This is a genomic window from Pseudomonas sp. HT11, assembly GCF_044875395.1.
Classification (GTDB): Bacteria; Pseudomonadota; Gammaproteobacteria; order Pseudomonadales; family Pseudomonadaceae; genus Aquipseudomonas.
The window spans coordinates 1,647,682-1,664,565 of record NZ_CP173217.1; the positions used below are offsets into that span (position 1 = coordinate 1,647,682).

Annotated in this window: 16 protein-coding genes; 7 read left to right on the forward strand and 9 right to left on the reverse strand. The window is 62.3% G+C overall.

From position 1 onward, the window contains the following. Window positions 1–10 precede the first annotated feature (10 nt). Together ABWL43_RS07460 and ABWL43_RS07465 are read left to right on the forward strand one after the other, a co-directional pair. Window positions 11–1,198, forward strand: a complete 1,188-nt coding sequence (locus ABWL43_RS07460; protein WP_404487344.1) for a low temperature requirement protein A — start codon at window positions 11–13, stop codon at window positions 1,196–1,198. Window positions 1,199–1,269: 71 nt separating this feature from the next. After that, complete coding sequence (locus tag ABWL43_RS07465) at window positions 1,270–1,632, forward strand: 5-carboxymethyl-2-hydroxymuconate Delta-isomerase (RefSeq protein ID WP_145162947.1); 363 nt, start codon at window positions 1,270–1,272, stop codon at window positions 1,630–1,632. A 3-nt stretch (window positions 1,633–1,635) separates the two neighbouring features. Here ABWL43_RS07465 and ABWL43_RS07470 read toward each other — a convergent pair whose 3' ends face one another. The 4 genes from ABWL43_RS07470 to ABWL43_RS07485 form a co-directional block, all read right to left on the reverse strand. Beyond that, a complete protein-coding gene (locus ABWL43_RS07470) occupies window positions 1,636–2,571 on the reverse strand; it encodes a LysR family transcriptional regulator (RefSeq protein ID WP_404487345.1) in 936 nt (311 codons plus the stop codon). Window positions 2,572–2,708: 137 nt separating this feature from the next. Next, complete coding sequence (locus ABWL43_RS07475; RefSeq protein ID WP_404487346.1) at window positions 2,709–3,896, reverse strand: cyanate transporter; 1,188 nt, start codon at window positions 3,894–3,896, stop codon at window positions 2,709–2,711. A gap of 219 nt (window positions 3,897–4,115) precedes the next feature. Then, window positions 4,116–5,558: an aldehyde dehydrogenase family protein gene (locus ABWL43_RS07480; RefSeq protein WP_404487347.1), complete on the reverse strand. Its 1,443-nt coding sequence runs from the start codon at window positions 5,556–5,558 to the stop codon at window positions 4,116–4,118. Continuing rightward, window positions 5,555–7,180, reverse strand: coding sequence for a 5-guanidino-2-oxopentanoate decarboxylase (locus tag ABWL43_RS07485; protein ID WP_404487348.1), 1,626 nt, complete (start codon window positions 7,178–7,180; stop codon window positions 5,555–5,557). Before ABWL43_RS07485 ends, ABWL43_RS07480 begins: the two co-directional genes overlap by 4 nt. A gap of 110 nt (window positions 7,181–7,290) precedes the next feature. Here ABWL43_RS07485 and ABWL43_RS07490 point away from each other — a divergent pair, with 110 nt between their 5' ends. Continuing rightward, window positions 7,291–8,163, forward strand: a complete 873-nt coding sequence (locus ABWL43_RS07490) for a LysR substrate-binding domain-containing protein (RefSeq protein ID WP_404487349.1) — start codon at window positions 7,291–7,293, stop codon at window positions 8,161–8,163. A gap of 125 nt (window positions 8,164–8,288) precedes the next feature. Here ABWL43_RS07490 and ABWL43_RS07495 read toward each other — a convergent pair whose 3' ends face one another. Together ABWL43_RS07495 and ABWL43_RS07500 are read right to left on the reverse strand one after the other, a co-directional pair. After that, complete coding sequence (locus tag ABWL43_RS07495) at window positions 8,289–8,903, reverse strand: NAD(P)-dependent oxidoreductase (RefSeq protein WP_404487350.1); 615 nt, start codon at window positions 8,901–8,903, stop codon at window positions 8,289–8,291. Between the two features lie 33 nt (window positions 8,904–8,936). Beyond that, window positions 8,937–9,803, reverse strand: coding sequence for an MBL fold metallo-hydrolase (locus ABWL43_RS07500; RefSeq protein WP_404487351.1), 867 nt, complete (start codon window positions 9,801–9,803; stop codon window positions 8,937–8,939). A gap of 104 nt (window positions 9,804–9,907) precedes the next feature. Between ABWL43_RS07500 and ABWL43_RS07505 the strand changes: the two genes are divergently transcribed. Further along, window positions 9,908–10,813 carry a LysR family transcriptional regulator gene (locus ABWL43_RS07505; RefSeq protein WP_404487352.1) on the forward strand — a complete coding sequence of 302 codons (906 nt, stop codon included), beginning with the start codon at window positions 9,908–9,910 and terminating at the stop codon, window positions 10,811–10,813. Between the two features lie 99 nt (window positions 10,814–10,912). After that, window positions 10,913–11,089, forward strand: coding sequence for a hypothetical protein (locus ABWL43_RS07510; RefSeq protein WP_164487913.1), 177 nt, complete (start codon window positions 10,913–10,915; stop codon window positions 11,087–11,089). On the opposite strand, the gene ABWL43_RS07515 is transcribed toward ABWL43_RS07510, so the two are convergent. Then, window positions 11,082–11,966 carry a helix-turn-helix domain-containing protein gene (locus tag ABWL43_RS07515; RefSeq protein WP_145162965.1) on the reverse strand — a complete coding sequence of 295 codons (885 nt, stop codon included), beginning with the start codon at window positions 11,964–11,966 and terminating at the stop codon, window positions 11,082–11,084. The genes ABWL43_RS07510 and ABWL43_RS07515 overlap by 8 nt on opposite strands. Before the next feature lie 180 nt (window positions 11,967–12,146). Here ABWL43_RS07515 and pobA point away from each other — a divergent pair, with 180 nt between their 5' ends. Beyond that, window positions 12,147–13,340 (forward strand): 4-hydroxybenzoate 3-monooxygenase, encoded by a 1,194-nt coding sequence (gene pobA, locus ABWL43_RS07520; protein ID WP_404487353.1) that lies wholly within the window; start codon window positions 12,147–12,149, stop codon window positions 13,338–13,340. 66 nt (window positions 13,341–13,406) lie between these two features. Further along, complete coding sequence (locus ABWL43_RS07525; protein WP_404487354.1) at window positions 13,407–14,924, forward strand: MDR family MFS transporter; 1,518 nt, start codon at window positions 13,407–13,409, stop codon at window positions 14,922–14,924. Window positions 14,925–15,056: 132 nt separating this feature from the next. Here ABWL43_RS07525 and ABWL43_RS07530 read toward each other — a convergent pair whose 3' ends face one another. Together ABWL43_RS07530 and ABWL43_RS07535 are read right to left on the reverse strand one after the other, a co-directional pair. Then, window positions 15,057–15,893 (reverse strand): cache domain-containing protein, encoded by an 837-nt coding sequence (locus ABWL43_RS07530; RefSeq protein WP_262206358.1) that lies wholly within the window; start codon window positions 15,891–15,893, stop codon window positions 15,057–15,059. Window positions 15,894–15,944: 51 nt separating this feature from the next. Beyond that, the gene (locus ABWL43_RS07535) at window positions 15,945–16,718 is read right to left on the reverse strand and encodes a transporter substrate-binding domain-containing protein (RefSeq protein WP_404487355.1); all 774 of its coding nucleotides are present in this window, start codon (window positions 16,716–16,718) and stop codon (window positions 15,945–15,947) included. Between the last annotated feature and the right edge of the window lie 166 nt (window positions 16,719–16,884).

The window sequence follows — 16,884 nt, forward strand, 5'->3', positions numbered from 1 at the left end:
AGTGCCACCGATGATTCCATCCCGTTCCTTGCTGCGTGGGCGCGGCAGTCATGACAGTGGCAAAGTCGGCATGGTCGAGCTGTTTTTCGACTTGGTGTTCGTGTTCGCCGTGACCCAATTGTCCCATTCGCTGTTGGCTCACCTGACCCTGGGCGGGGCGGTGCAGGTGGCGCTGATGATGGTCGCGGTGTGGTGGGTGTGGATCTTCACGTCGTGGATCACCAACTGGCTCGATCCGGAAAAAATCCCGATCCGCCTCGGCCTGTTCGGCTTGATGGTGGCCGGTCTGCTGCTGTCTTCCTCGATCCCCAAGGCTTTTAGCGACCGAGGTGTACTGTTTGCCGGCGCCTACGTATTCATGCAGGTAGGACGCACGCTGTTTGCGTTGTGGGCAGTGCGCGGCGAGTCGCTGAACATGATTCGCAATTTTCAGCGAATCCTGGCGTGGATGCTGTGTTCCGGCGTGTTCTGGATCACCGGCAGCCTGCTCGACGGTCAACAACGGCAGGCCTTTTGGGCGCTGGCGCTGTTGATCGAACTGATATCGCCGTCGGTGTATTTCTGGGTACCGGGCCTGGGGCGTTCGACCCTGGCGGACTGGAACGTCGAAGGCAACCACATGGCCGAACGCTGCGGCCTGTTTGTGATCATTGCCCTTGGCGAATCATTGCTGGTGACCGGCGCCACCTTTGCCCAATTGCCCTGGAGCGTGGAAGGCCTGGGCGCATTCCTGGTGGCGGTGGTGGGCAGCATTGCGCTGTGGTGGATCTATTTCGACAGCGGCGCCGAGCGCGCCCATCACCGCATTGCCAGTTCTGCCGACCCGGGCCGCCAGGCGCGGATTGCCTATACCTACCTGCACGTGTTGATTGTCGCCGGCATCATTGTCAGCGCGGTGGCCGACGAACTGGTGCTGGTGCATCCGGGCCATGCCAGCCAGGCTGGCGTGGTGGCGATCATCGCCGGCCCATGGTTGTTTCTATTGGGCAGCGCGTTGTTCAAGTGGGTCATGAGTGACCGGTCATTGCCACCGCTGTCGCACCTCGGCGGGTTGTTGATGTTGCTGGTGGTGTTGCCGCTTGGGTTGCAGCAGGTGTTTTCGGCTTTGATGCTGGGCGCGCTGACCACGGCGGTGCTGGTGATCGTGGCCGTTTGGGAAAACCGTGCGCTGCGCAGCCTGATCGAAGTTTCACACTGAAAGCGTTCTGATTCGGTTCGGCTGCGTGCTATATGTATCGCTCTTTTTCCTACAACTATTCGGAGCTTTTCATGCCGCATCTGCACCTGGAATACACAGCCAATCTGACCGGCCTGGCCGTCGAGAAAACCCTGTTGCGGCTCAACAATGTGCTGATGGCGTCCGGGCAGTTCGGTTCCGAGTTCGATATCAAAAGCCGCGCCGTCAAGGTTGAGACGTTCCAGGTCGGCACCTCACTCAACCCGCGCGGGTTTATTGCGCTGAAGCTGTCACTGCTCAGCGGGCGCTCGCCGCAGGTCAAGAAGCAGTTGTCGGAAAGCCTGTTGGCGGCGTTGCAGGACCAGGGCGAATGGCCAGCGGATATTCAAGTTCAACTCAGCGTCTTGCTGGTGGATATGGATCGCGATTCCTACAGCAAGGTCGCGATTGGCTGAGGGCTACAACAACCCCTGATCGGCGCACACCTTCACCACTTGCTCACGAAACCAGGTATTGGCGCTGTCCTGGCCGCTGGTTTCGTTCCACTGCATGTCCAGGGTGAACCCCGGCAGCCCGTTGGGCGCCTCGCAATGGCCAAACACGCTGGCGGGCGCCAAGAGCTTTTGCACGCGGCGCGGCAGGGTGACGATGAAGTCGGTGCCGGTGATCATCTTCAACGCGGCGCTGTAACTGTTGGCCCTGGCGACCACTTGGCGCTTGTGGGCCTGGCGGGCGAGCCAGCCGTCGATCATGTTGGTGTGGGAGGTCCAGGGCGTGGGGAACACGTGGCGCCGCTCGACGAAGGATTGCAGGCTGAACGCCGGCTCGCGCGGGGTCGCGCGTTTATCGAACACACACACCAAATCATCTTCCAGCAGCATCTGGGCCTTGAAGTCTTTGTGGGCGCGGTGAAAGTTCGGGCCGAAACAAATCACCAGGTCGAGGCGACCTTCGCGCAAGTCCTCGGCGGGAATCTCGGTTTCCAGCTTTTGCACATTGACGATCACTGGCAGGTCGGCGCGGTCGAAGTTCTTCAACAGGCGCGGCAGGATCAGTTGCTCAAAGTACTCCGGCGCACACACATTGAAGGTCACGGCCTTCTGCGTCGGGTCGAAGGCCTGGCCACCGGCGTGGCACAGGTTGATGCTCTCGAGGATCTTCTGCACATGCCCGTACATGGTCATGGCTTTGTACGTAGGCCGCATGCCTGCCCGTGTGTTGATAAACAGCTCATCCTCAAAACTGGTGCGCAGTTTCTTCAGGCTGTAACTCACAGTGGACTGGCTGACGAACAGCGTTTCAGACACCTCGGTAACGCTGCTCTGGTCGTAGACGGCGATGAACACCATCAAGTCCTGCATATCGAGCTTTCTGAGCAAATTACTGTTTAGCATCCGTTCCATCCGGTAAGCCTTGGCACTGAGGCAGCGCGCGACAAGGGCAAAAGCTTAACGGAACGGTCGTGCCAATAGAAAGCTCTGTAGGGCGTTTCTATGTTTGGTGTGGGACAAAAAATGTTGGCAATACGACGTCAGCGGATATGTCGTGCGTAATGCTTTGGATTGAACCGCGTGACGATCAGCAGCATCACCCCTATCACGGCGGTCAGTGACCACCAGGCCCATTCGAAGCTGCCGAGTTGGTCGCGGATCATCCCGGCAATAAGTGGCGACAGGCCAGCAATCAGGTAGCCGATGCCTTGCACGAACGCGGTCAGGCCACCGGCGCGGCGCGGGTTGTCCAAGTGGTCGAGGGACAGGATCAGGCTCATCGGAAACAGACCGCCAATGCCCAGGCCCAGCAGGCAAGGCCACAGCAGGCTCAGGGATTGAGGGCTGAGAATAAGGCCGCAGAAACCGCAGATGATCAGCACCAGCAACACCGCGACTACCCCGCGTTTATCCTGGCGGCGGTTGGCGATGGCCGGGGTGATCAGGCCGGACACGACTTCCATGGCGGTCAAGAACCCCAGCAGCAAGCCGGCATGTTGTTCGCTCCAGCCTTGCTCCACGTAGTAGGGCGCCAGCCACGCCAGCACACAGGTGTAGGAGGCGGTGCCCAGGCCAAAGAAGATCGCCAGCAACCAAGCACGACGATTGCCGAAAAACGATTCCTGCGCGCCGCCGGCGGCCTGGGGCAGTGGCGGCATTGCCGAACGCTGGGCGTACCAGAACACCAGCGCCAATAACGCGAGCGCCGCCCAGATGGCCAGGCCGATGCGCCAGCTGCCGGTCTGCATCTGCACGAGCGGCGCGAACGAAGCGGCCAGTGCCGCGCCCCCCATGATGGCGGTGACGTACAGGCCCATGAACAGCGAGACGTTGGCGCTGAAGCGTGTCTTGATCAGCGCCGGCATCAACGCCTGGATCATCGCGATACCGACGCCGGCAGCGATGGCGCTGACGATCAAGCCTGGCGCCGAATCCAGAAACAGTCGCGACAGCGTGGCCAAGCCAATCACCAGCAGCGACAGCACAATGCTGCGGTGCTCGCCAACGCGTTTACCCAGGCCCATGCCAAAGAACATCGCCAGGCCCATGGCCATGACCGGCAGCATGGTCAGCAGGGCGGCGCTGCTGAAACTCAACGGCACATCGTCGCGAATCGATGACAACAGCGGACCGACGGCAGCCATCGACGGGCGCAGGTTCAGGGCGACCAGTACGACGCTGATCATCAGCCAGACGGCGGTGGTGGGCGTTGCGCGAACGTTTTCCATGGGCGGGCCTTGAAGAGACAAGGGCGAATCAGGCCACGCAGGGGGGAGGGGAGCAAATCAGAAAGTCGTTGGGGCTATCTAAAAATTGCAGGTGACTGGCACACAGCGATTCAAAATGTGGGAGCGGGCTTGCTCGCGAATGCGGTGTGTCATTCGCAGATTCATTGCCTGATGCGCCGCTTTCGCGAGCAAGCCCGCTCCCACAAGGGATCTGCGTCGCTAGAGGGCGCGGATCACATGCTTGATCTCCTGAAACGCCGCCAAGCCCCATGGCCCCAACTCGCGGCCGATGCTGCTCTGCTTGTAACCTCCCCATGCGGTTTGCGGGAAGATCACCTGCGGGGCGTTGATCCACACAAGCCCGGCCTGCAAGGCATTGGCCACGCGTTCGGCGGCGTCGACATCGGCGCTCACCACACTGGCGACCAGGCCGAAATCGCTGTCATTGGCCAGGGCGATGGCTTCCTCGGCAGTGGTAAAACGTCGTACACACAGCACCGGCCCGAAGATCTCTTCGTTCCACAACGCACTGCTCAACGGCACATCGGTAAACACGGTCGGGCGAATGAAATAGCCCTTTGCCAGGTCGGCCGGTCGTTCACCGCCGCACAGCAAACGCGCGCCGTCTGCGATGCCACGCTGAATATGCCCCAGCACCCGCTGATACTGGGCACGGTTGATCAACGCGCCCATTTCCACCTCATCGGCAAACGGGTCTGCCACGCGAATCCCGTCGGCCCGCGTCTGCAAACGCTGCAGGAACGCGTCCGCCAAGCTGTCAGCCACCAGCACGCGGCTGGTGGCCGAACACATCTGCCCGGCGTTGAAAAAACCACCACCACAGGCCAGCTCCACCGCCAGGTCGAGGTCGGCATCCGCGAGCACCAGCAACGAGGATTTACCGCCCAGCTCCAGGCTTACACCCTTGATGGTTTCTGCCGCACGCTGCATCACCTGCACGCCGACGGCGTTACTGCCGGTGAAGGACATCTTCGCCACGCGGCGGTCTGCCGCCAGCGGTGCGCCGACCGCCAGGCCGGTGCCGCAGACCAGGTTGAACACACCCGCCGGCAACCCTGCCTGGGCAATAATCTTCGCCAGTTGCAACTCCGCCAACGGCGTGACTTCCGATGGCTTGAGCACCACGCAACATCCGGCCGCCAGGGCCGGGGCGAGTTTCCAGGCGGTGGTCACCATCGGGAAATTCCACGGCACAATCAGCCCGACCACACCACAGGGCTCACGGCGCAGGCGTGCGCTGAAGTCCTCGCCGGGCAGTGCCACCGGGCGGTCTTGCGCGGCGTCCATGTCGTCGCACATGCCGGCGTAGTAGTCGAAGGTGGCGATCACATCGTCCACATCAATGCCGGCCTCAAACAGCGGCTTGCCATTGTTGCTCGACTGCAACTGCATCAGCTGCTCGCGCTGGGCGCTCACGCCCTGGGCGATCTTGCGCAGCACGGCGGCGCGGTCACGGCCGGTGCTTTTCGACCAGTCGATGAACGCCGCGCTGGCCGCCTCCACCGCTTGGGCCACGGTGCTCGCATCGCCCACGCTGACGTGGGCCAGGCTGGCTTCGGTGGCAGGGTTAATCACCTCGATGACGTCATGGCCTGCACGCCATTCGCCCGCAATAAACACACCGTTCAATACTGCGCTCATACCGCGACCTCCTGCATCCACATCCCCTGGTCGATTTCTATCAGCGTCGGCCCCTGGCGATCAGCGGCGGCGCGCAATGCCGTGCGCAGCTGCGCGATACCCTGAATGCTCTCGGCGGCGCAGCCCAAGGCTTTGGCCACACCGATAAAGTCCGGGGTGTAGATGTCCACACCAACCGGCTCGATGGCGCGGTTGAGCATGTACTTCTTGATCTCCTCGTAACCCTGGTTATTCCACAGCAGCACGATGACCGGCACGCGCGCCTCGACCGCGCTGGCCAGTTCCGGCAGGCTGAATTGCAGGCCGCCGTCGCCGATCAGGCACACCACCGGTTGCCCGTCGCCGCGTCCCAGCCAGGCGCCAATCGCTGCGGGCAAGGCGTAGCCCAAGGTGCCGTAGCCGGTGGAGGAATTGAACCAGCGGCGTGGGTGGTCGAGGTTCAGCGTCAGGTTGCCGCTGTACACCGGTTGGGTGGAGTCGCCCACCAGCACGGCGCCGGGCAGTTCCTCCAGCACGGTGTCGAGAAACAGGGTTTGCGCGCGGGTGGCGGCGTCCCAGGTGGGCGTCAATTCAGCCCACAGGCGGGCGACGCGTGGGCTGCCCCAGTCGGGATCGCGCTCGCCCAATACCTGGCTGTCCAGCGCGGCCAACAACGCTTCGGCTGCGATCTGCGCATCGGCCACCAGTGCGACCTGAGGCGGGTAATTGCGCACGGTCTGGTCGGGGTCGATGTCGATGCGCAGCAGCGCGCCGGGAATCTCGAACCCCCCGGCGAAGGTCACGTCGTAATCGGTTTCCGCCAGTTCGGTGCCGATGGCCAGCACCACATCGGCTTCGGCGACCAGGGCGCGGGTGGCGACCAGCGTCTGGGTCGAGCCGATCAGCAATGGGTGCGCGGCCGGCAGCATGCCTTTGGCGTTGATGGTCAGGGCTACCGGTGCGCCAAGCCGTTCGGCCAGGCGCGTCAATTCGGCGGCCGCCTCGATGGCGCCGCCGCCGGCGAGGATCAGCGGGCGTTTTGCTGCCGCCAGCCACTGGCTCATCTGCTTCACCGCCGCCGGCGCGGCACCGGCGCGCGCCACGCTGACCGGCTCGCTGCCGAGCAGGGCATCGGCGTTTTCAACCAGCACATCCAGCGGAATCTCGATGTGCACCGGGCGCGGTCGCCCGGCCTGGAACAGCGCAAACGCGCGGGCCAGCACGCCAGGCAACTCCGCCGCCGACATCAAGGTGTGCGAGAACGCCGCCACGCCCGCGATCATCGCGCTCTGGTTCGGCAGCTCATGCAGCTTGCCGCGCCCGCCACCCAATTGGCTGCGCGATTGCACACTGGAAATCACCAGCATCGGGATCGAGTCGGCATAGGCCTGGCCCATGGCGGTGGTGATGTTGGTCATGCCGGGGCCGGTGATGATGAAACACACGCCAGGTTTACCGCGGGTGCGCGCATAGCCGTCGGCCATGAAGCCTGCGCCCTGTTCGTGACGCGGGGTGACGTGGCGGATGCTCGAGCGCGCCAGGCCACGGTACAACTCCACGGTGTGCACGCCGGGAATGCCGAACACCTGGTCTACGCCGTAGCGTTCCAGGAGGTTGACCAATACTTCGCCGCAGGTCGCCATACATGTCGCTCTTGTTGTTGATTCGAGGCGCTATTGGAGCGGCAGGCCGGTAGCGCCAACAATCGATAAAAAGTCATACTAGCCATGTCCCCACGTCATGGCTGCGCCCAATGAAACGCTTGCCACCGCTGCCCGCGCTGCACACCTTCTGGGTCACGGCCCAGTGCTGCAACTTCACCCGCGCCGCCGAACAACTGCACATCACTCAAGGTGCGGTGAGCCGGCAGATTGCCGGGCTCGAAAGCCATTTGGGCTATGCCTTGTTCCAGCGCCAGGCGCGGGGCTTGAGCCTGACCGAAGAGGGCCGCGAGTGGTCGCTGCGGGCGCAGCAGGTGTTTGGCTTGATCGGCGACGCGGTGGAGCAGATCGGCAGCCGCCGCCAGACCCTGCAACTCAAGGCCTCCACGTGTGTGATGCGCTGGCTGCTGCCGCGTTTGCTGCAGTGGCAAAAGGAGCGCCCGGACGTGCCGGTGGAACTCACCACCACCGTGGCCTACACCGTGGACTTTCGCCGCGAGCAATTCGACGCGGCGGTGATCTATGCGCCCATCGCCGAGCAGTCGGCGCAGGCGCGGCATTTGTTCGATGAACAACTCACCCCGGTCTGCGCACCGGCGTTGCTCGCCAGCCTGCACACACTGGCTGATTTGCAGCGCCAGGTGCTGCTGCACCCCACGCGGGACGAGCGCGATTGGGCGTTGTGGCTGAAGGCTGCGAACACGCGCTTGAGCAACCTGGCCCAGGGGCATCATTTTGAAACGCTGGACCTGGCAATGACGGTGGCGTCCCAGGGCTCGGGAGTGGCGATTGGCGACAGTGCGTTGATTGGCGAGGATGTGAAGGCGGGGCGGCTGGCGACACCGTTTGAACTGCGCGTGCCGACCGGGATGGGGTATTACCTGGTGTACCCGCCGGGCACTGAGCCTTCGGCCGGGCTTGAAGCACTGATGGAGTGGCTGGTGAGCCAAGCCCAACCGTCGTAATACCGCAGACCCAAAAGTGGGAGCGGGCTTGTGTGGGAGCTGGCTTGCCTGCGATACCGGCACCTCGGTGTGTCAGTCATACCGCGGTGATGCTATCGCAGACAAGCCAGCTCCCACAGGGGGCGTCAGTAGCCGACGGTGAAACGCTGGCGCGAGTGCTTCGGCGTTTCTACTTCGTCGATCAACGCGATGGCGTAGTCAGCAAAGCTGATCCAGCTGCGCCCTTGCGCGCTCACCAGCAAATCATCCTGGCCCACGCGGAATGTTCCGGTGCGCTCAGTCTCAACGAACTCCGCCGACGGCGACAGGAAGGTCCAGTCCAGCTCTTTTTCCTGGCGCAGCGCATCAAGAAATTCAGCGCCGGCGCTGGCCTCGGCCTTGTACTCCGCCGGGAAGCCAGGGCTGTCGATGACCCGGCTGCCATCCGGCAACAACAACGAACCTGCACCGCCGACCACCAGCAGGCGTTTCACCCCGGCGTTCTTCACCGGGCCGATCACCGCACTGGCCGGCAGTGTGGCGAAGTGCGCCGCACTGATCACCACGTCGTTGCCGCTGACCGCCTGTTGCAAGGCGTTGGCATCCAGGGCGTCGACCTGTTTGACGGTGACGCCCGGGCGTGCGGTCAGCGTGCCGGTATTACGCGCAAGGGCGGTGACGGTATGCCCACGACGCAGCGCTTCTTCCAACAGTTGGCTACCGGCGCGGCCGGTGGCACCAATGATTGCGATCTTGCTCATGACGCTCTCCAGTACGTTAAGGTTTAAAACCATTCACCACTTCATTTCGCCCTTGGCGACTTTGGCACCGAGGTCCAGGCTGCTCTCATCTTCAAGTTTCGGGTAACGCTTTTTCATGGCCGCGATCAGCGCAGTCGAATCCTTGGCCTTGGCGGTTTCCTCATCGAACGCTTTGATATAGCCCGCGGTGAATGCCACGGATTGCACAGTGGGTGTACCCAGGTAGTGACCTGGAATCACGGTGCGCGGTTTCAGGTCTTCGATGCGTTGCAAGGTTGCCAGCCAGTCAGCGTGGGACTGGGCGGTTTGCGTATCGGCCATCCACACGTGGGTGTTCTCGAACACCACAACGCCGCCCACCACGGCCTTGATCGATGGAATCCACACGAACGTGCGGTCCGGCTGCGGGCCGTCCAGGCCGACCACTTCCAGCGTCTTGCCTTCCAGGCTCAGGCTATGGCCTTGGAGCACCTGCGGGATGATGGCTTTGGCCGGTTTGTCGGCACCCAGCTTAGGGCCCCAGAACGCGAGTTTCTGCACGGCGGTGGCCTTGATATGGTCGACCACCGGCTGGGTGGCTACCACCTTGGCGGCGGGGAATGCCTTCGCCAGCACTTCAAGGCCGAAGTAGTAATCCGGGTCGCCGTCACTGACGTAGATGGTGGTCAGGCGCTTGCCGCTGGCGCGAATCTTCGTCACCAGTTGCTCGGCTTGGGCATTGCCGAATTGCGCGTTCACGAGGATGACGTCGTGCTCGCCGCTGACCAGTACCGAACTGACGGGCATCATCGCCGAGGTACCAGGGTTATAAGCATCCAGCGTCAGATCGGCGGCCGCGGCATGGGCGGCGAATGCCAGGGCGGCCATGGCCGTGGCCAATCGTTTAAGCGTCGAGATCATGTGCAGCTCCAGCAGCAGGTTAGTGATGCACAGAGCTTAGTTGCACTAAACGTCACAAAAAATGCCATGCTTGAACATAGTTTGTTTCTGAAAGCGTGCAAATCATGGATCGTCTTCAAGCAATGCGGGTGTTTGTCACGGTCGTTGACCTGGGTAGCCAGTCGGCGGCGGCAGATCAGCTGGACCTGTCGCGGCCGGTCGTTTCACGTTATCTGGCAGAACTTGAGGATTGGATGGGCGCGCGGCTGATGCATCGCACCACGCGCAAGCTCAGCCTCACCGCGGCGGGTAGCGAAATGCTGCCTCGAGCGCGGCAGTTGCTGGAGCTGTGCTACGACATGCAGGCCGCCGTCAGCGAGCCGGACGAAGCGCCGCGCGGCCAGCTACGGCTGAGTGTCAGCAGCTCATTCGGCCAGGCGCAATTGGCGGACGCCGTGGCCGAGTTCGTCAAGCGCAACCCGTTGGTCAGTATCGATCTGCAGATGCTCGACCGTACGGTGAACCTGGTGGATGAGCGGATCGACTTGGCGATTCGCACCAGTTTTGAGCTGGACCCCAACCTGATCGCTCGCAAGCTGACGCTCTGCCGTTCGGTCATTTGCGCGTCCCCGGCCTACCTGCTGGAGCACCCGCGTCCGCAGCACGTGCACGACCTGGCGAAGCACAACTGCCTGACGCACACTTACTTCGGCAAAAGCCTGTGGCACTTCACCGAAAACGCAGAGCCGGTGTCGGTGGCGGTGCAGGGCAATATCAGCGCTAACGAGGCGACCGCCCTGTTACGGGTGACATTGGCGGGGGCAGGGGTGGCGCGGCTCCCCAGTTATCAGGCGGGGGATTACATCCGCAGCGGCGAACTGATCCGTTTGCTGCCCGAGGCGGAGCCCCAGCAAATGAATGTCTACGCGGTGTACGCCTCGCGCAAGCACATGCCGTTGGCGCTGCGCAGCCTGCTGGATTTTCTGGTGCTGCGTTTTCCTGAGGAGCCGGTGTGGGATGTCGGCCTTTGAACCCGACATAAAGATCTTGAATGGCGTCCAATAATGGCAACTCTTGCTGGCTGACCTATGCTTTAAACAGCACCGAGTCGATCAGTTCAGAGGTGTGCCATGACTCTAAAAATCAGAAAGTACCTGATGATTTTCATCCTGTGCGCCCTGGCTACCGCGCTGTACGGCACGGCTGCCTATCGGGTTGAACAGACCCGCATGCAGCCGACCTTTGCGGTCAGTTGCCATCAGGACATGTGCCTGCCGCGTACCGGCAGTTTCAGCGCGCTCAGGTAGGCTGTTCGGCCTTCAACTGCTCGCGGAATGCTTTGGGCGAGAACCCGACCCGGCGCCGAAACAGTCGCGAGAAGTTGGTCGGGTCGGAAAACCCCAGCACCTCCGACATCTCATTGATGGTCATGCTGGTGTAGGTCAGCAGGCGCTTGGCTTCCAGCAACTGGCGGTCATGCATGATCTGCAGCGCAGGTTGCCCACCCAATTCCCGACACGTGCCGTTCAGGTGTGAAACCGAGATGCCCAGCTTGTGCGCCAGGTCTTCGATCTTGGGGTGCTCGCGGTAATGCTGTTCGACCAGTTGGGTAAACCGCCGGAAATATTCACGCCCTCGCGGTGCGCGCGCGTGGCGGCGCTGGATGGCCTGGCGGCTGATCCACACCAGCAGCACGCTGACCAAGGCGTGCATCATCATGTCGCGCGCCGGTTGCTCATCGGCGTATTCGTCCTGCAGGCGCGCAAACAGGCTGTTGAGGTAGTCGCTGTCCTTGCCGGCCGGGTAGTTGCCCAAGGCTTGCAAGCCGTCCACCGTCGAGCCCAGCTGCGTCTGCAAATGGCTGACCAGCGGCGCTGACAGCGTGACGATGAACCCTTCGACATCTTCGGCAAACCGAAACCCATGCACACACAAGGGCGGCAGCACCTGCAGGGTCGCCTCGTCGAGCGTGGTGCGCTGGCCTTCGATTTCCAGTTGCGCCTGGCCTTTGTGCACGTACAGCAACTGGCACAGGTCCGCGTGCCGGTGGGGCTGGATTTCCCACTGGTATTCCCGACTGCGCCGGGAAATGGTTTCACAGTGCAACAAATCGGGCGTCGGCCATTGCTGGCTTTCCCCGTAAAGCTTGAAGACCGGAATCGCGGTACTGGCAGTTTTGGTCATGGTTTCAATCCGATACTCAGGATAGTGGTTCGGTAATCGCCCCGATTGGCAAAAAGCGCAGGCTTTGTCTCAGTTTTCACCTTCTTATGGCGGTCACTCAAGTGAAAAATGTCAGCAACAAGATCAATGACAACTCTTTCACCTCATCCGTTCGGGTGAGCCTTGCGGACCCTAAAAATAATGAAAACGCTGAAAACCCAAGTCGCCATTATCGGCGCCGGTCCCTCCGGACTGTTGCTCGGTCAACTGCTGCACAACGCGGGTATCCAGACCCTGGTGCTAGAGCGTCAGCGGGCCGATTACGTGCAAGGCCGCATCCGTGCCGGGGTGCTGGAGCAAGGCATGGTCGACCTGCTGCGCGAAGCCGGTGTCAGCCAGCGCATGGACGCCGAAGGCCTGGTGCATGACGGTTTCGAGCTGGCGCTCAATGGCCAGCTCAGCCATATCGACCTCAAGGGCTTGACCGGCGGCCGGTCGGTGATGATCTACGGCCAGACCGAAGTGACCCGCGACCTGATGCAAGCGCGTGAAGCCGCCGGCGCCCTCACGCTGTACGAAGCGCACAACGTGCAGCCCCATGACCTTAAAAGTGATCGACCGTGGCTGACCTTCGAGCATCAGGGCGAAGCCTTTCGTGTGGAGTGCGACTACATTGCCGGCTGTGATGGTTTCCATGGCGTGGCGCGCCAATCCATTCCGGCTGATTCGTTAAAGGTTTTCGAGCGCGTCTACCCCTTTGGTTGGCTGGGCGTCCTTGCCGACACGCCACCGGTGCATGCCGAACTGGTCTACGCCAAGCACCCGCGCGGCTTTGCGCTGTGCAGCATGCGTTCGCCGACCCGCAGCCGTTATTACCTGCAAGTGCCGGCTGAAACGGCGCTGGATGAATGGTCGGATGAGCGTTTCTGGGATGAGCTGAAAACCCGCCTGCCCAGCGCCCTGGCCGCACAGTTGGTGACCGGGCCGTCGATCGAAAAAAGTATCGCGCCGCTGCGCAGCTTCGTGGTGGAGCCGATGCAATACGGGCGCCTGTTCCTGCTCGGGGATGCGGCGCATATCGTGCCGCCGACCGGGGCCAAGGGGCTGAACCTGGCGGCCAGTGACGTGAATACGCTGTTTCGCATCCTGCTCAAGGTGTATCGCGAGGGGCGCGTGGACTTATTGCCGCAGTACTCGGCGATCTGCCTGCGCCGGGTGTGGAAGGCCGAGCGGTTTTCCTGGTGGATGACCTCCATGCTGCACCAGTTTGCGGACGCGGATGGCTTCAGCCAGCGCATCGCCGAGAGTGAGCTGGGGTATTTCGTCGATTCGCAGGCCGGGCGCACAACCATTGCAGAAAATTACGTCGGGCTTGCTTACGAAGCTATCGAGTAGCCTGCTATCGTATCGAGCATTCCCGCGGGCCCTTTCTGCCCGTGGGCCTTGCTCGAAGGTTCTGCCGTGACCAACCTCAACCAGCCCACCCAACCCGTTCCCGCCGTGCGCAGTGTGCTCGCCGCCTTGATGATGGCGATCTTCCTTGGCGCACTGGACCAGACCATCGTCGCCGTATCCATGCCGGCCATCTCCGCGCAGTTCCATGACGTCAACCTGCTGGCCTGGGTGATCTCCGGCTACATGGTGGCGATGACGGTGGCGGTGCCGATTTACGGCAAGCTCGGTGACTTGTACGGGCGTCGCCCGATGATGTTGATCGGCATGGGCGTGTTCACCCTGGCGTCGCTGTTTTGCGCCATGGCGCAAAACATGGAGCAACTGGTGCTGGCGCGCATTCTGCAGGGCATCGGCGCCGGCGGGATGATCTCGGTGAGCCAGGCGATCATTGGTGACATCATTCCACCGCGCGAGCGCGGGCGTTATCAGGGTTATTTCAGCAGCATGTACGCGGTGGCCAGTGTGGCCGGGCCGGTGCTGGGCGGGTACATGACCGAGTATCTGTCCTGGCGTTGGGTGTTTCTGATCAACCTGCCGCTGGGCGCTGGCGCCTGGTACGTGGCGCATCGCACCCTGGTCGGGTTGCCGGTGCCGCAGCGCAAGCCGATCATCGATTATGTCGGCACCTTGCTGATGATCATCGGCCTCACGGCCTTGCTGCTGGGCATCACCGAAATCGGCCAGGGCCATCATTGGCGCGACCAGCAAGTGCTCGGGCTGCTGATGTGTGCGGGCGTGGCGCTCACGGTGTTTGTCTGGCATGAACGCCGCGCGCGCGAGCCTTTGCTGCCGATGCACCTGTTTGCCAATCGCAGCGCCGTGTTGTGCTGGTGCACGATTTTTTTCACCAGTTTTCAGGCGATTTCCCTGACGGTGTTGATGCCGCTGCGGTATCAGACGGTGACCGGTTCGGGGGCGGACAGCGCCGCGCTGCATCTGCTGCCGCTGGCCTTCGGCCTGCCGGTGGGGGCTTATTTTGCCGGGCGCATGACCTCGGTGACCGGGCGCTATAAGCCAATGATTCTGAGCGGCGCGTTGCTGAGCCCGTTCGCGATTCTGGGCATGGCCTACAGTGCGCCGCAGGCGGTCGGGATGACGGCGATGTTCATGTTGCTGTGTGGGATTGCGGCGGGGATGCAGTTCCCGACGTCGCTGGTGGGGACGCAGAATTCGGTCGAGCAGCGCGACATTGGCGTGGCGACCAGCACCACCAACCTGTTCCGCTCCCTTGGCGGGGCCGTAGGCGTGGCCTGCATGTCGGCCTTGTTGCTGGCGCTGTTGCAGGATTCGAGCTTTGCGCATTTGGCCAGCGGCGCGCTGGTGGCCGAAGGCAGTTCCGGCAACGTCTTGCTGGACGGCTTGAACGCCGCGCCCGGCCCGGCGCAGGATGCGCTGCGCGGGGAGTTGGCGGTGACGTTCCGGCATTTGCTGATGGTGAGTGCGGCGGTGTCGTTGCTGGGGTTGGCGGCGGCGATTGCGATGCCTAACCGAGTGCTGCGTGGGCGTGAAGACAAGGCCAAGTAACTGACCCCATGAAGATCAAATTGTAGGAGTTGGCTTGCCTGCGAAAGCGGTGTATCAGTGCCGGCTATGCAAACTGACCCACCGCTTTCGCAGGCAAGCCAGCTCCCACAGGTGACTGCATTTCAAGCCTGATCAGGGGCTGTAATACCCGACCGCCACCATGAAATGTCCGGTCTTGCGCAAGTAGGCGTGCTTGTTCTCAACCTTGTTGGTCACCGGGTTTTTCCAGCGGTACTTGTACTCACCCTGATCCTGCTCGGCCATCAGCTTCAAAATCGGCTCGCCCACCGGCTTGCCGTCCGGGTCCCTGATCTTGGCGAAGTCGGTGTCCACCAGCCGCAGGTTGGTGCCGTGGGCCACATAGCGCCCGGTATTCAGGTCGACCACGAACACATACAGGTCATCCTGCAGGAAGTCGCCCTGCAACGAATTGATCGCCTTGAGCGTGCCGGCTTCATCCTTGACCAGTGCTTTCACCGCCTTGTCGCGCAAACCGCGAGCCTGCTCTGGCGTGGCGCGTGGCAGGTAATAGCCGACGGCCAGAATCCGCTCGCCGATGCGCTGATAAAACACATGCTTGTGCTCAACCTTGCCGTCGTTCCAGTTCTGCCAGCGATAATCGGCCTGCTGGATGCCTTGGCCTTCGGGCACCGCCAGCGCTTGTTTGAACGAGGCTTGCAAGTCAGGCCCGAGCAACTCGGACACATCGCGGCCGATCAAGGCCGAGGAAGGCCCGCCACTGGCCAGCAACACGCCCTGGGTGTCGACCACAAACACATAACGGTCATGGTCGACAAACTCCCCTTGGCGACTGAACGCGGCAAACGCCTTGTCGCCGTTGCTCTGGTAATAGGCCAAGGCCTTGGTCAGCAGCGCCTTGGCGGCCTGGGCGTCCTCCTCCTGAGTGGCCGCGTGCACCTGGCTGCAACACAACAGCAGCAGCCAGGTGATTCGGAGCAGTCCCTTCATTATTCATCCCTCGTTATTGTTTGATGTGAGCACAGCGTAGACGGCTGCGGCTCAGGGCGCCGCCAGCCATTGATTGACGATGGCGTCGTACGCCCCGGTGGCGACGCTCAAGTGCAACCACTGGTCGACATAGCTTTTCCACGCCACGTCATCGCGGGGCAGCAGGAAGGCTTTTTCGCTGTACTGCATCTGCTGCTGCGGGTTGACCGCGCACAGCCCGGGCTTGAGCTTTTGCTGGAAGCGCGCCTCGCTGGCGTCGGTGATCATCACGTCCGCCTTGCCCGCCAGCAACTCGTCGAAGATGGTCACGTTGTCGTGCAGGCGGATCTGCGCCTGGCCCAGGTGAGCGCGGGCAAACACTTCGTTGGTGCCGCCGGCCGGCTCAATCACCCGCACCTGCGGCTGGTTGATCTGCTCGATGCTCTGGTAGCGCTGCACGTCGGCGCATCGCACCAGCGGGATTTTGCCGTCCACACCCAGCGCCTGGCTGAAGAAGGCCTTTTTCTGGCGCTCCAGCGACACCGAAATACCGCCCACGGCGATGTCACAGCGTTGAGCCAGGAAGTCCGGCATCAGGGTTTTCCAGGTGGTCGGCACCCACGTGATCGTCGCATTCAGGCTTTTGGCCAGCGACTCGGCCATGGCAATGTCGATGCCTTCATAACGGCCATCGGCGCGCAGCGACGTGTAAGGCTTGTAGTCGCCGGTGGTGCAGACGGTGAGCGTGCCGCGCTGCACCACCTCATCGAGGCGCGAGGGCGCGGCATCGGCCAGGGCGGTGGTTGCCAAACCCGCCAATACACACAGGGCCAGGGGAGCTTTCATGCGGTCGAGTCCTTGGGGCAAGATCGGGGCGGCCATTATTTCCAGGAGCGCGCCGAGGTAGCAAGCGGCGTGATTGTTTAGCCAAGCTACAACCAAACTCCGTCAACCCTGAATTTAAACCCCCTGTGCAGCCGTGTGACGCTGCCGGGCATCTACCTCACTGTGA

What these genes read in the sequence shown, in the direction of transcription:
- ABWL43_RS07460 (WP_404487344.1), top strand. Translation starts at nt 11, where the DNA reads ATGATTCCATCCCGTTCCTTGCTGCGTGGGCGCGGCAGTCATGACAGT.
- ABWL43_RS07465 (WP_145162947.1), top strand. Translation starts at nt 1,270, where the DNA reads ATGCCGCATCTGCACCTGGAATACACAGCCAATCTGACCGGCCTGGCC.
- ABWL43_RS07470 (WP_404487345.1), bottom strand. Translation starts at nt 2,571, where the DNA reads ATGCTAAACAGTAATTTGCTCAGAAAGCTCGATATGCAGGACTTGATG.
- ABWL43_RS07475 (WP_404487346.1), bottom strand. Translation starts at nt 3,896, where the DNA reads ATGGAAAACGTTCGCGCAACGCCCACCACCGCCGTCTGGCTGATGATC.
- ABWL43_RS07480 (WP_404487347.1), bottom strand. Translation starts at nt 5,558, where the DNA reads ATGAGCGCAGTATTGAACGGTGTGTTTATTGCGGGCGAATGGCGTGCA.
- ABWL43_RS07485 (WP_404487348.1), bottom strand. Translation starts at nt 7,180, where the DNA reads ATGGCGACCTGCGGCGAAGTATTGGTCAACCTCCTGGAACGCTACGGC.
- ABWL43_RS07490 (WP_404487349.1), top strand. Translation starts at nt 7,291, where the DNA reads ATGAAACGCTTGCCACCGCTGCCCGCGCTGCACACCTTCTGGGTCACG.
- ABWL43_RS07495 (WP_404487350.1), bottom strand. Translation starts at nt 8,903, where the DNA reads ATGAGCAAGATCGCAATCATTGGTGCCACCGGCCGCGCCGGTAGCCAA.
- ABWL43_RS07500 (WP_404487351.1), bottom strand. Translation starts at nt 9,803, where the DNA reads ATGATCTCGACGCTTAAACGATTGGCCACGGCCATGGCCGCCCTGGCA.
- ABWL43_RS07505 (WP_404487352.1), top strand. Translation starts at nt 9,908, where the DNA reads ATGGATCGTCTTCAAGCAATGCGGGTGTTTGTCACGGTCGTTGACCTG.
- ABWL43_RS07510 (WP_164487913.1), top strand. Translation starts at nt 10,913, where the DNA reads ATGACTCTAAAAATCAGAAAGTACCTGATGATTTTCATCCTGTGCGCC.
- ABWL43_RS07515 (WP_145162965.1), bottom strand. Translation starts at nt 11,966, where the DNA reads ATGACCAAAACTGCCAGTACCGCGATTCCGGTCTTCAAGCTTTACGGG.
- pobA (WP_404487353.1), top strand. Translation starts at nt 12,147, where the DNA reads ATGAAAACGCTGAAAACCCAAGTCGCCATTATCGGCGCCGGTCCCTCC.
- ABWL43_RS07530 (WP_262206358.1), bottom strand. Translation starts at nt 15,893, where the DNA reads ATGAAGGGACTGCTCCGAATCACCTGGCTGCTGCTGTTGTGTTGCAGC.
- ABWL43_RS07535 (WP_404487355.1), bottom strand. Translation starts at nt 16,718, where the DNA reads ATGAAAGCTCCCCTGGCCCTGTGTGTATTGGCGGGTTTGGCAACCACC.